Raw genomic sequence first — 13,612 nt, forward strand, 5'->3', positions numbered from 1 at the left:
TTGACCATAGAAAATGAAGACGGAAAACAGTTAATTTTAGGATTTTAGTCTCCTCTCTATCATAAATATTTTTGAACCACTCCCCACCCTGTTAAACCTACAAATAAAAGAGCGAAAAATAAAGCGATATTCGCTCTAACATGAAGGATTCTTGCCCAAGGTTTTGTAGGATGTATTTGGGTGGAACTCCAAGCCGAGAATAGGGCGAAACAAACAATAATTAACCCTGCGAGTAAGTGCCATGAATGACCTAGATTGCCATAATGTCCGATCGTTCCGATAATTCCGATCGATAATAACAATAGAATAAGTGTCACCATAACTATACCGATTGATCGGTGTAATGGTCTTAACCATTTTTTTTGAGGTTGTTTCTCCTGACGAATTTTGTATAAAAAAGTACCTGATAGACCTAATATTACATAGCAAGTTATGGTCAATCCCATAGACCAAGCAGCGATTTTCCATAACCAGAGAAAAGATGGTAAATTCATGGATTTTTGTTATGTGTATCTAAGTGCCAACTCATTATTTTCCTCTATTAAAAATTGAGGAATGAAAAAACCTAATTAATAAGCACAAATGGTAAAGTCATCTCCTACCCAACAGGCTTTATCTGATTTCGATCGAATCGCTTCTCCCCAACGAGAATTAATACCTTCTGTCGTCAGTCCTCTTACTTCTGCTACTCCCGGTTTAATAATCGCCACAGAAATAGAAACTCGATCGTAGATTAATCCAGATTTAGCCTTGATCATAAAACTACCATTACCTCCAAATTGTTCAAAAATACACTTATCACGAAAAACCACTTGATTTGCTCCATCCTTAATTACACACTTAGCCTCACTAGCTTCCACCGGTAGTTGTGAAGGAATAAATACCATGGCCATCAAAGAGACAAAAAACAAAAATTTATTCATAGTTATTGATCTAATAAAACTTTAGTTTGAGATGAAAATTCAGGTGATTAAGATTCTTTTGTTTCAATCATAGTATCTTCGAGGTAAATGTTAAAATTTATACATAAAGTTGCTAATTGAAGGAGTGTAAAAAATTGGATAATCAATCAAGTACCAGTATATCAAATCTAATTGCGGGAATTTTAGCCGTTTTATTAGTATTCATCGGTTTTAACTCATTCATCATTATAAACCCCGGACAAGCAGGTGTTTTAAGTATTTTAGGAAAAGCTCATGATGGTGCATTATTAGAAGGTCTTCATTTTAAACCTCCTATTGTTTCTAGCGTTGATGTTTATGATGTCACTGTTCAAAAATTTGAAGTACCCGCCCAAAGTTCTACCAGAGATTTACAAGATTTGACTGCTAGTTTTGCTATTAACTTTCGTCTTGATCCCTTGAAAATAGTCGAAATTAGGAGAACTCAAGGAACTTTACAAAATATTGTTGCTAAAATTATCGCACCTCAAACTCAAGAATCTTTTAAAGTTGCCGCCGCTAAACGTACTGTAGAAGAAGCCATAACCAAACGAACAGAATTAAAAGATGATTTTGATAACGCTCTCAATTCTCGTTTAGATAAATACGGCATTATCGTTTTAGATACTAGCGTAGTTGATCTGACTTTTTCTCCGGAATTTGCTAGGGCAGTAGAAGAAAAACAGATCGCTGAACAAAGAGCACAACGGGCAGTTTATATTGCTCAAGAAGCAGAACAACAAGCTCAAGCAGACATTAATCGCGCCAAGGGTAAAGCCGAAGCGCAAAGATTACTCGCAGAAACTTTAAATGCTGAAGGTGGTGTATTAGTATTACAGAAAGAGGCGATCGAAGCATGGAGAGAAGGAGGCGCACAAATGCCCAAAGTATTGATTAGTAGTGGAAGTAGTACTAATGGAAATATACCTTTTATTTTTAATATGAGCGATTTAGAAAAATAGTTCAAAAATTAATCATTAAATTTAGAATACTATGTTAGAGAAGTTACCACCTCTGAATAATGAAACCATTTGGCAAATCCTAGAAGAAAAATTAGACGATAATATTGCCAATCAATTAGTTTGGTATTATTTGGGTTATCGTTATGATTCTGTTGATCAAAAATGGGATAATTCTCAAGTAGAAGAATCTTGGAAACAAGAATATCCCACTCCTCCAGATTTTATTGCTAATCGTCCTCCCACAGTGAAGTTAACCCGTTCTATTCCTTCAGAAAATAAACAACTTTTAAAAGAAGAACTAGGATTTAAAGGCTATAAAATCGGTGAATTTACTCCCCGTCATACTCGTAGAGCAACGATCGCAAATTGGTTATTAAGCTATCGAAAAATAACTCATAATTGATAATAAATTAAGAAGGTTTATTGCAGATAAAACTCAGATCTTGCATCAGTACAATAATACCAACAAAATAAATCGAGAAAAATCAATTTTAGGAATTTTAAAATCAATTCTTGTAACCTACACTATCCTTCATCGTTGATTATTGAGAGACAATAGTCGATAATTGAAGGAAAAGTGATTATCAAAAAATTTAGAATATGCCTAATTTTCTTTTAGAGATTGGTACAGAAGAATTACCTGCGGATTTTATCGATAGTGCCATCAGTCAATGGCAAAATAAAATTACACAAAATTTAGTTGATGAATTTTTGTCTCCTAAAGATGTTAAGATTTATGGTACTCCAAGACGATTAGCTGTATTTATTGAAGGATTAGAAAGTAAACAACTCGATCGAGAAGAAGAAATAAAAGGCCCTCCTGTAAAAAGTGCTTTTAAAGATGGTAAACCCACCCCCGCCGCCGAAGGTTTTGCCCGTAAACAAGGGGTTTCCGTAGAGGATTTTCAGATTAAATCTACTGATAAAGGAGAGTTTATTTTTGTTAATAAAAAAACTGAAGGCAAAGAAACGACTAAAATATTAACGGATTTGATACCCCAATGGATTACCAAGTTAGAAGGTAGAAGGTTTATGCGTTGGAGTGATGGAGACTTACGTTTTCCTCGCCCTATTCGTAGTATTGTTGCCCTTTGGGATAATGAAATTTTACCCATTGAGTTAGTAAATGGTTCAACTACTTTAAACAGCGATCGAGTTACAACCGGACATCGTATTTTAAACCCCTCCCCTGTATCTATTTCCTCTCCGGATAAATATGTTGATTCTTTAGAAAAGGCTTGTGTTTTAGCCGATGTACATACCAGAAAAACGAAGATAGAAGGAGAAATAAAGGTTTTAGCAGATACAGTAGGAGGAAAAGCCGAAATATACCCCGATTTATTGACAGAAGTTACTAATTTAGTCGAATATCCTACCGCCGTTTTAGGGAAATTTGAGCCAGAATTTTTAGCATTGCCTTCAGAAGTAATTAGTACTGTAATGGTAACTCATCAGCGTTATTTTCCCATAAGAAACGAAAAAGAGGAATTATTGCCCTATTTTATCACTATATCCAATGGAGATCCTAAAAAATCTGACATTATCGCCACTGGAAACGCTAAAGTAATTCGAGCAAGGTTAGCGGATGCTCAATTTTTCTATCAAGCTGATTGTGATGAGCATTTAGAGACTTATTTACCTCAATTGGAAACCGTCACCTTTCAAGAAGATTTAGGGTCAATGCACGATAAAGTTAATCGTATCATCGCCATTAGTCAACAAATTAGCGAACAATTGAACTTAAATGAACTGCAACGTACTGAAGTTGAAAGTACTGCTTCTCTATGTAAAGCTGACTTGGTAACGCAAATGGTGTACGAATTTCCTGAATTACAAGGCATTATGGGGGAAAAATATGCCCTTGTTAGTGGTGAATCTGCTACGGTTGCCAAGGGAATTTATGAGCATTATTTACCTAGAAATGCAGGAGATATTATGCCTCAAACCCTTAATGGGCAAGTTGTAGGTATTAGCGATCGTATTGATACTATTGTTAGTATAATTGGGTTAGGCATGATTCCTACAGGTTCGAGTGATCCTTTTGCTTTGAGACGATCGGCAAATGCTATTATTAACATTACATGGCATGGTAGTCTTAATCTAAATTTGCAGACATTATTAAGTCAAGCCTGTGAAGAATTTGTGACGGCACACAGAAAAAAAGAGTCTCCTTTAAATACTATTAAAGAGTTTTTCATTCAAAGAATTAATACCCTTTTACAAGACGAATTAAATATTGATTATGACTTAGTCAATGCTGTCTTAGGAGATAATGATTCTGAATATATAGAAAGGGCGTTAAACAACTTATTAGATGTAAGAGATAGGGCTTTATTTTTACAAGAAATTCGTAATAATGGTACTCTAACTCAAATTTATGAAACTGTAAATCGATCAACGAAATTAGCCTCCAAGGGTATTTTAAATACTAAAGAATTAAATCCAGATATTATTAATCCAAATTTATTTGAGTCTATATCTGAAAAAGAATTTTATCAAGGTTTACAAGAATTAGTACCCATTAGTGAACAAGCTAAAAATGAAAGTAACTATCAATTATTAACCAATGCTTTACTAAAAATTAATCCTAAAGTTACCAATTTTTTTGATGGAGAAAATAGTGTTTTAGTTATGGCTGACAATGAAAATATAAAAAATAATCGTCTTAATTTATTAGGCTTATTGCGTAATCATAGTCGTATTTTAGCTGATTTTGGCTCGATCGTTAAATAACCTCAGTTCGACACAAAATTTATGAGTAAGGGTAAGGTATTAGGTATTAGATAAATAATTGATGAAAAACCATTAACAATTGATTTTACTTAGAATTATTTAATTAAATAATTAAACAGATTTGGCAAAATTAACCTAAACCCTAAAACTTCCCCCACAATTTGGTTGTTAATATATAATTTTGTTTAGTCTTAAATATGAAAAATAGATTTCTCATAAAATTAATCTTTACTCTTATTTTATTTCCGTTAATTTATACTTTTTCATCTCAAATAAAAGTTAGTTTTGCTGAAACTATTATTGCTCAAAATAATAATAGTGATCAAATATTTAAAAATGCTTTTAATAAAAAAATATCTAATATTCAAGTACAAGGACAAGGAATCGTCATTAAACTATTAAAAGATGATTTAGAAGGGGGGAAACATCAAAGATTTATAGTTAAGTTAAATTCTGGACAAACTTTGTTAGTTGCTCATAATATTGATATTGCACCTCGTATTAATAGTTTAAAAACTGGTGATATAATCATTTTTTATGGAGAATATGAATGGAATGCGCAAGGTGGTGTAATTCATTGGACACATAGAGATCCTCAAGGAAAACATCCTCATGGATGGCTAAAACACAAAGGAAAAATATATCAATAAAGTTTTTTGATAACTTAATTAATCAAATTACGATCGAATAATAAAAGGTGTTTTTTGTCGTGATTTTTGATTAACTCTTGTGGGAAAATTAACAGGTTGCATTTCTTTTAACGATATTTTTTCTAAACTTCTATTAATTTTATTAACGATAATAATTTCTGTTTCTAATTCTCTTAATAAGCTAAAATATTCTTTAGTTTGTCTTATTTCTTCTTGGGTAAGTTGATTATTTTCCCATAGCTTAATAATTTCATTAATTGCCCATAATTTTTCTAAGGGTGAATCAGTATTTAATTGTTTAATTAAGTCAGAAAAAGTAAAAACTTGTGAGTTTTTTTGAGGTTTTTGCAGTGTTTTCCATCCTAAAAATCCCAATCCGATCGTGCTAAATATAACTTGCCAAATAATCCCTAAAGCTAACCATTTATTGTCAATTTCTGTCCAAATATTTAAGATTAAATAACTACTAATAGCTAAAATTCCAGCAGTAGAGATAGATAGAATTAATTGTTTATTTTGAGGTGTTAAAATATCTGTTAAATATTTATAATAATTTTTCCATGGTATATTTTTATACTGATAAGTAACTAACATTGTTCCCGTAAAAATAGAAGTAGCTAAAATTAACTTTAGATCTCCTACACTCAAGGTAAGTCCTAAGAGAAATAAATAAGTTTTTCGATTATTTAAACATCTCAAATATTGATTATTTAAAATTATATTGTGATGTGAAATTCTCGATCGATTAATAGACATTTTAGTTACCAAAGTTACTAATTTTTTGGAAAATTATAGTTACAATTATCAAATATTATAATGAATAATCATAGAGTGAGCATCTCTGAATGAGATCGAGTAATTCTAGGGGCATAACATTTTATGCCCTTTAAGGTAAGATTTAATTAAATAAGTTTAAATCTGTCACTGCACCTAAGCTACTAGAAGATACCAATTTTGCATATTTGCCTAAAACTCCTCTAGGATAACGAGGTTGAGGAGGTTGCCATTCTTGACGACGTTGCAATAATTCTTCCTCAGAGATATTAATTTGTAAAAGTTTTTCATGGGCATCGATCGTAATACTATCACCCTCTTTTACTAAAGCAATATTACCACCAATAGCGGCCTCTGGGGCAACATGACCCACCACTAAACCATAAGTACCGCCGGAAAAGCGTCCATCCGTAATTAAACCAACCTTATCTCCTAAACCTGCACCAATAATAGCCGATGTGGGAGCTAACATTTCACGCATACCAGGGCCACCAACAGGGCCTTCATAACGTACAATAACCACATCTCCGGCCTGAATTTTGCCGTCCAAAATAGCAGATAAACATTCTTCTTCAGACTCAAAAACTCTTGCAGGGCCAGTCATTTTGGGGTTTTTAACACCGCTAATTTTAGCCACAGATCCCTCACTTGCTAAGTTACCCTTAAGAATGGCTAAATGTCCTTCTTTGTATAAAGGATTATTCCACTGACGAATTACATCTTGATTGGTGGGAGGATTTTCGGGAATATTTGCCAAAACTTCAGCGATCGTTTTACCAGTAACTGTTAAAGCGTCACCATGTAATAAGCCGTTAACTAACAACATTTTCATCACTTGAGGAATACCACCAGCATTGTGTAAATCAACAGTAACGTAACGTCCTGATGGTTTTAAGTCACAAATTACGGGTACTCTTTGACGAATAGTCTCAAAGTCATCTAAGGTTAACTCAACTCCCATAGTATTAGCGATCGCCAATAAATGCAATACAGCATTAGTTGAACCACCTATAGCCATAATGACCGAAATGGCATTTTCAAAGGCTTTACGGGTGAGGATTTGACTAGGTAAAATTTGTTGACGAATAGCTTCAACTAACACCTGTGCTGATTTTTCTGTACTTTCGGCTTTTTCTGGATCTTCTGCGGCCATTGTGGAAGAATAAGGAAGACTCATACCCATAGCTTCAAAAGCTGAAGACATAGTATTAGCTGTAAACATTCCACCACAAGAACCAGCACCTGGACAAGCATTTTTCTCAATAGCAGTTAATTCTGTCTCATCAATTTTTCCTGCACTATATTGCCCGACAGCTTCAAAGGCACTTACTACTGTTAAATCTTTACCGTTATGATGTCCTGGTTTAATCGTGCCACCATAAACAAAAATACCGGGGATATTCATCCTCGCAATGGCAATCATCGCCCCCGGCATATTTTTATCACAACCACCGATAGCGATTACACCGTCCATACTTTGACCAGTACAAGCCGTCTCGATCGAATCTGCAATAACATCTCTGGAAACTAAAGAATATTTCATCCCTTCTGTACCCATAGAAATACCATCACTGATGGTGATTGTACCGAACATTTGGGGCATTCCCCCGGCATTTTTAATACTTGCTTCTGCTTTCAAAGCCAATTCATTTAAGCCCATATTGCAAGGAGTAATAGTACTATAACCATTGGCAACCCCAACAATCGGCTTGGTAAAATCATTATCCCCAAAGCCAACGGCTCTAAGCATAGCACGGTTAGGCGAGCGTTGTACTCCTTGAGTAATAGCTTTACTTTTTAAATTTTCTGTCATGTCAATTACAATATTCATATTATTTCCATTTTCTCATGATCTGCAATAACAATGCACAGAAAAAATAACTTTTGATTTTTAGAAGACAGGAGGAAGGATATATTTATTTTTCATCAAATTATATGGAACTTAAATGCGTCTTAGCTTATAAATATTGACAATCAAATTATAAATTGTTCAACTAATGCTGTAACAGTGCCATCACACTCAGGGTAAGTTTTCCCCGCAATTATACGCCCAGAAGCCCAATCAGCTCTTATATTAGCTTCGTACAAATCAAATTCATCAATCCGATTTTCATCCTCGTAACGTGTGCGTTCGTTTTGAATATATCTCTCAAGTCGATCAGAACTGAATAACACTTTTTCCCAAGACTCAGGTTCGCCCACAGCACACAGCCAACCTGCTGTCCATTCATCATCGAGCATTGGAAACCAGACGAGTTTTCGCAACAATACACCATCTCTAGCGTGCTCGTAAACAAAACCATCGATCGAAGTATCTCCATAGATAAAAATTACTTCCCCAAGCTGTTTAGATTGGACTTGGGTAAGGGAAATATTACCGATCAGAACATCATCTTCAGGAGGGTTCGCATCCTTTTGATAACTGCATCGTACAAAAGAAGAGCTTTTAACTGGTTCTATATTTTGATGAACTCGCCGAATCACCTCAAAATCAATATTCTTAACAAAAAACATAGAGTATGATGACATTCGTTACTTATTCCTGAGAAATTTGTAAATATTTTAAAATTTAACATTTTTTTCTATTTCTATACTGATGTCAAATTTCAGTTAAACCTATTTATCACTGCGATATGATGGAAAAATACGAATAAAAAATTAACACTATGGCAAGATTAGAACAAAAACGAGAGGAAAATATAGCAGGAAATTTCTATGTTGATAGCACTTGTATTGATTGTGATACTTGTCGTTGGATGGCACCCTCTACTTTTTCCCGTATTGGTGAACAATCGGCAGTTTATGAACAACCTTCTACCTCATCTGAAGAGATAAAAGCCTTACAAGCGTTGCTATCTTGTCCGACAGCTTCCATCGGTACTTTAAATCCACCACAAAAAATTCAACAGGCACAAAATAGCTTTCCTATCCCGATCGCTCATAATGTTTATCATTGTGGTTATCACTCCGAAAAGTCTTTTGCCGCCGCCAGTTATTTTATTCAAAGGAAAGAAGGTAATATCTTAGTTGATTCTCCTAAGTTTAATCCTGCTTTAGTCAAACGACTCGAAGAAATGGGGGGGATTAAATATCTTTATCTAACTCACAAAGACGATATTGCAGATCACCAAAAGTTTCATGATCATTTTAACTGCGATCGAATCTTACACCGTGATGACATCACCTCTACCACACAAAATATTGAGATTCCGTTAGATATTGATAAACCACTTCAATTTGAGTCTGAAATTGTAATTATTCCCGTACCCGGACACACCAAAGGTCATACTGTTATGTTATGTAAAGATGAGTTTTTATTTACAGGAGATCATTTAGCATGGTCAGAAAACCTCAATCAACTAATTGCTTTTAAAAATCATTGTTGGTACTCCTGGGAAAAACTAGCGGAATCTATGGAAAAATTGACTCCATATTCCTTTAATTGGGTATTACCCGGCCATGGCCGACGTTATTATAGTGATAAAGAGACAATGCGACAGAAGTTAAAAGAGTGTATCCAGTGGATAGAAAGTACACTCAAATAGTAATCTTTCTGTAAAGAAAATTAATTCTCGGCAAATTGTCTTAATAAATTTGCGTGACACTTAGAAAGTAAATCAAACTCTGTGGTTTTTCCTTCTTTGTTAAAAATAGAACGACGCACAGTATCTAACTCAAATAAAATTTCTCGCTTTTGTGCATCCCTAACTAAACTTTGTATCCAACCCACTGCAACTTTTCTAATTCCAGATGCAACAGTTTCCACTCGATGTAAAGTATAAGAAGGATATAGTATTAGTGATCCCGCTTCCAATTTAAACGATCGTTCTCCATTGATTTCTTCTAAAACAAGTTCTCCTCCTTCATATTCTGATGGTGAATTAAGAAAAATAGTAAAAGAAATATCCGATCGAAAAATAGAAGAAGTTCCCATCAAAGCGTTATCCACATGAGAACCATAACCCATACCCTGTTCATAACGACTCAGTAATAGAGAGTGAATTTTTCTGGGTAAAGTAGCCATCTGAAATACACTATTATTTTCTAAAGCCTTATAAATCATCTTTTTTAAGGTTTCCGCTTGAGATGATTGGGATGATAACTGCTGATTATTTTTCACCGTAACAGCGTGCCAACCTGCGGTTTTTTTTCCATCAATGAATTGAGCCACTTCTAATTGTTGGTTGATAACCATTAGAGCTTCTGTTGTCAAAATATTATCTAAATGAATAATCATTCATTATCAATGGTAAATATAGTTTTTTTGAGCAATTATTAACACTACAATAATCCTAAATGATTTGTAAACAATCAAAGATTATCAAAAATCAAGCCAAATCCTTGTTACCAATGACTAATGACGAAATCTTTACGTTTTGAGATATATACAACTTACATAAGAATATTATATCAGTAACACTAATTTTGACTTAATTTATCCCATTCTTCTGGTAGCATATTCGCCACTAACTCAAACCCTCCTTTTCCATCAGGTTTAACAACATAAGCCATACCTTGAGGTGCCGGATAAATACCTGTTGCGGCTTCAAACAAATCATCATGACCGACTATAATAGTATTTGTGCCTTGTGGAGGAGTCTTAGTCAATAAGGGCATTAATTGGGCTTTCATTTGAGCTACTTGTTCGTCTGTATAATCCTCTGCTTTAGGAAAATTAAGGGCGGAATTTTTGACATATTTGCCAAAAGCTAAGTCTGCTGTCTGCCATGCCCGACAATATTGACTAGAAATAACCTCTCCTACTGGGATTTGATATTTACTGAAGGCTTGTCCAATCATTTTTGATTGATTCCATCCCACTTCACTTAACATTCTTTGACTCGAACAATCTCCCATAACAGCATTTATTTGATCTGCATAATCTTTTTCCGTTTGAGCGTGTCTAAGATAAATAATATAACCACCTTGACGCAAATTATTGAGAAGTTCTATTCGGGTAACTTTATCTTTAAAATCGGCGTTAGCCTGTTCTCCTTCACTATATTTTTCACCACTTTCACCGCCTTCGCCACCGTCGCTAGGTTTAGTATTTTCAATGGTTTCACCACCTTCACCGCCTTCGCCACCGTCGCTAGGTTTAGTATTTTCAATGGTTTCACCACCTTCACCGCCTTCGCCACCGTCGCTAGGTTTAGTATTTTCAATGGTTTCACCACCTTCACCGCCTTCGCCACCGTCATTAGGTTTAGTATTTTCAATGGTTTCACCACCTTCACCGCCTTCGCCACCGTCATTAGGTTTAGTATTTTCAATGGTTTCACCGCTTTCACCGCCTTCACCACCTTGTGCGAAAAACTGGGATTTTGGTGTTAATTGGGAAAAATTTGTTGTGAGTGTTTCTTGTGCATTAACAACTGTTCCCATTGTTGTGGTTAAACTTAATGCTAAAAGTAATTCGAGAGATTTAGATTTTTTATTGTTCGTCATTTTTGATCCTCTTTTATTTATTATTTTGTTTTGGTTACGATCGTCATCATTCTTTCTTCCATCTCTTGTCTTTGATCCATTACTCACATAACTATCCCACCGGAAAATGTATTATCAACATCAATAATTACTATTCTCTATTGATTGTGAGATATTAATTAAGTAACACCACCTTTAACATTTTGACTTTGACAGGTTTTCTATCAAAAGAAATATTATGATTAATTAGAGTTGGGATAATCAATGAAAAAACCAATAATGGCATTGTAATAATCCCCTCAATGGTTAAAAAAATTATTTACTAAAATTAGCTTATTTTCAAAGCTAGTTGCAAATATTTATTAATTAAATTAATATATCAATATAGCAAAATAGATTTTTAAATGCAAGTATTTTGCAATAATTTTAATTAGTTGGAACATTGAAAAGATAAAGATTAAATTATGAGGTATCGGCAAGATTTTTCATCAAAAACTCAGCATTTTTGACCTTTTTTTCTTTAAAACAAGTTTATAGTTTTATGTATATACAAAATCTCAACGCTTTGATTTTTGATTATTTAACCTAATACCTACTCCTCATCAAAATACTTTTTTAGTAACCCCTAATTATTATGAGTCGTTCTAGTAAACTAACTTACGATCGAGGTACTTTAATCTTACATCCACCACCAAAAGGAAAGGCATGGATTGATTTTGCCACATGGGATGACAGAATTGAGAAGTTTCGCATACCTGCTATTTATTATCATTCCCTGACTCAGACTTTAAAAGAAAATGACATACCTTTTATTGATTCTGCTAAAGAATTTTTCTCCTTAGAGATTGTTAATTGTGATGAAAAAACCCCTTATATTCATCAGCAAGAAGCATTACAAGCATGGAAAAATGCTAATGGTAGAGGAGTAGTGGTGTTACCAACAGCGGCAGGAAAAACCTATTTGGCACAATTAGCTATAATTGATACCAAGCAAACTACTTTAATTGTTGTACCCACCTTAGATTTAATGCAACAGTGGTATGCACAACTAGAGATGGCTTTTCCCAAGACAAAAATTGGATTACTTGGGGGAGGTTCTCATGATAATACTCCAGTTCTAGTCTCTACCTATCACAGTGCGGCTATTCATGCTACTGCTTTGGGAAATCTTTATGGTTTACTGATTTTTGATGAATGTCATCATTTACCTACGGATTTTTTTCAGGCAATTGCAGAAGAATCTATTGCCCCTTATAGACTCGGTTTAACCGCTACCCCAGAAAGAGGAGATGGTAGTCATCGTCATTTAGATAAGTTAATCGGTAAAGTTGTTTATCGGAAAACCTCGAAGGAGTTATCCGGAGATGCTTTAGCGGAATATAAGGTTATCCCTATAAAAGTACAACTCACCCCCGAAGAAAAGGAAAAGTATCAAACTGCTATCCAAATTCGTAATGATTTCCTACGTCAAGCCAAAATTTCTCTTTCTAGTATGGATGGATGGCAACAATTTATTAAAGCCAGCGCTCGATCGAGTCAAGGAAGACGTGCTATGTTAGCTCATAGAGAGTCAAAAGAAATAGCAGGGGGAACATCCGCTAAACTAAGAGTATTAATTCAACTAATAGAAGAACATTATCCAGACAAAATCCTTATTTTTACTAACGACAACGCTACAGTTTATCGCATTTCTCAACAATACCTAATACCGGCTATAACCCATCAAACTCCTGTTAAAGAGCGTCATCAAATCTTAACAAAATATCGTCAAGGGGACTATAAAATTTTAGTGGCATCCCATGTTTTAAATGAAGGGGTGGACGTTCCTGATGCTAAAATAGCTATTATCTTATCGGGTACTGGTTCAACTAGGGAATATATCCAAAGACTAGGGCGCATTTTGCGTAAAGCCAACCAAAAAGAGAAACTAGCGATTCTTTATGAAGTCATTGCTGAAAACACTACCGATGAAAAAACCGCCGCTAGACGTAAAGGAGAAGGCTATCAAGTAGATAAAAAACCATCTCAAGGACAAATCTTATTATACCCCCACCACGATCGACAAAACTCCACCTTAAAAGCGGCTGAATCTAAACCTCCTTATAATCAGAATGACGAATAGAGA

General features: G+C 34.5%; 13 protein-coding genes. 6 read left to right on the forward strand and 7 right to left on the reverse strand.

The window, feature by feature from the left end; all coding sequences use genetic code 11:
* Positions 1-59: 59 nt before the first annotated feature.
* Positions 60-494 (reverse strand): DUF4079 domain-containing protein, encoded by a 435-nt coding sequence (locus GM3709_RS15235; RefSeq protein ID WP_066120935.1) that lies wholly within the window; start codon positions 492-494, stop codon positions 60-62.
* 75 nt (positions 495-569) lie between these two features.
* On the reverse strand, positions 570-923 hold the full coding sequence (locus tag GM3709_RS15240; RefSeq protein WP_066120939.1) for a hypothetical protein: 354 nt from the start codon (positions 921-923) through the stop codon (positions 570-572).
* A 134-nt stretch (positions 924-1,057) separates the two neighbouring features.
* Between GM3709_RS15240 and GM3709_RS15245 the strand changes: the two genes are divergently transcribed.
* From GM3709_RS15245 to GM3709_RS15260, 4 genes are all read left to right on the forward strand, one after another.
* A complete protein-coding gene (locus GM3709_RS15245) occupies positions 1,058-1,903 on the forward strand; it encodes a prohibitin family protein (protein ID WP_066120943.1) in 846 nt (281 codons plus the stop codon).
* Positions 1,904-1,934: 31 nt separating this feature from the next.
* Positions 1,935-2,306, forward strand: coding sequence for a DUF1823 family protein (locus GM3709_RS15250; RefSeq protein ID WP_066120945.1), 372 nt, complete (start codon positions 1,935-1,937; stop codon positions 2,304-2,306).
* 197 nt (positions 2,307-2,503) lie between these two features.
* Positions 2,504-4,636: a glycine--tRNA ligase subunit beta gene (glyS, locus tag GM3709_RS15255; RefSeq protein WP_066120948.1), complete on the forward strand. Its 2,133-nt coding sequence runs from the start codon at positions 2,504-2,506 to the stop codon at positions 4,634-4,636.
* Positions 4,637-4,833: 197 nt separating this feature from the next.
* Positions 4,834-5,286 carry a DUF3465 domain-containing protein gene (locus tag GM3709_RS15260; RefSeq protein ID WP_066120950.1) on the forward strand — a complete coding sequence of 151 codons (453 nt, stop codon included), beginning with the start codon at positions 4,834-4,836 and terminating at the stop codon, positions 5,284-5,286.
* 27 nt (positions 5,287-5,313) lie between these two features.
* Here GM3709_RS15260 and GM3709_RS15265 read toward each other — a convergent pair whose 3' ends face one another.
* From GM3709_RS15265 to GM3709_RS15275, 3 genes are all read right to left on the reverse strand, one after another.
* Complete coding sequence (locus GM3709_RS15265; RefSeq protein ID WP_066120952.1) at positions 5,314-6,042, reverse strand: hypothetical protein; 729 nt, start codon at positions 6,040-6,042, stop codon at positions 5,314-5,316.
* A gap of 142 nt (positions 6,043-6,184) precedes the next feature.
* Positions 6,185-7,873, reverse strand: coding sequence for a dihydroxy-acid dehydratase (gene ilvD, locus GM3709_RS15270; RefSeq protein WP_066120954.1), 1,689 nt, complete (start codon positions 7,871-7,873; stop codon positions 6,185-6,187).
* A gap of 161 nt (positions 7,874-8,034) precedes the next feature.
* Complete coding sequence (locus GM3709_RS15275; protein ID WP_144439448.1) at positions 8,035-8,589, reverse strand: hypothetical protein; 555 nt, start codon at positions 8,587-8,589, stop codon at positions 8,035-8,037.
* Between the two features lie 137 nt (positions 8,590-8,726).
* Between GM3709_RS15275 and GM3709_RS15280 the strand changes: the two genes are divergently transcribed.
* Entirely contained in the window at positions 8,727-9,605 is an 879-nt protein-coding gene (locus GM3709_RS15280) for an MBL fold metallo-hydrolase (RefSeq protein ID WP_066120959.1), read from the forward strand.
* 20 nt (positions 9,606-9,625) lie between these two features.
* Here GM3709_RS15280 and GM3709_RS15285 read toward each other — a convergent pair whose 3' ends face one another.
* Together GM3709_RS15285 and GM3709_RS21545 are read right to left on the reverse strand one after the other, a co-directional pair.
* The gene (locus tag GM3709_RS15285; RefSeq protein WP_066120961.1) at positions 9,626-10,297 is read right to left on the reverse strand and encodes a Fe2+-dependent dioxygenase; all 672 of its coding nucleotides are present in this window, start codon (positions 10,295-10,297) and stop codon (positions 9,626-9,628) included.
* Between the two features lie 182 nt (positions 10,298-10,479).
* Positions 10,480-11,595 carry a histidine phosphatase family protein gene (locus GM3709_RS21545; RefSeq protein ID WP_231937578.1) on the reverse strand — a complete coding sequence of 372 codons (1,116 nt, stop codon included), beginning with the start codon at positions 11,593-11,595 and terminating at the stop codon, positions 10,480-10,482.
* 526 nt (positions 11,596-12,121) lie between these two features.
* Here GM3709_RS21545 and GM3709_RS15295 point away from each other — a divergent pair.
* Complete coding sequence (locus GM3709_RS15295; protein WP_066120963.1) at positions 12,122-13,609, forward strand: DEAD/DEAH box helicase; 1,488 nt, start codon at positions 12,122-12,124, stop codon at positions 13,607-13,609.
* Positions 13,610-13,612 lie beyond the last annotated feature (3 nt).

Origin of the sequence: Geminocystis sp. NIES-3709 (assembly GCF_001548115.1) — a bacterium.
Classification (GTDB): domain Bacteria; phylum Cyanobacteriota; class Cyanobacteriia; order Cyanobacteriales; family Cyanobacteriaceae; genus Geminocystis.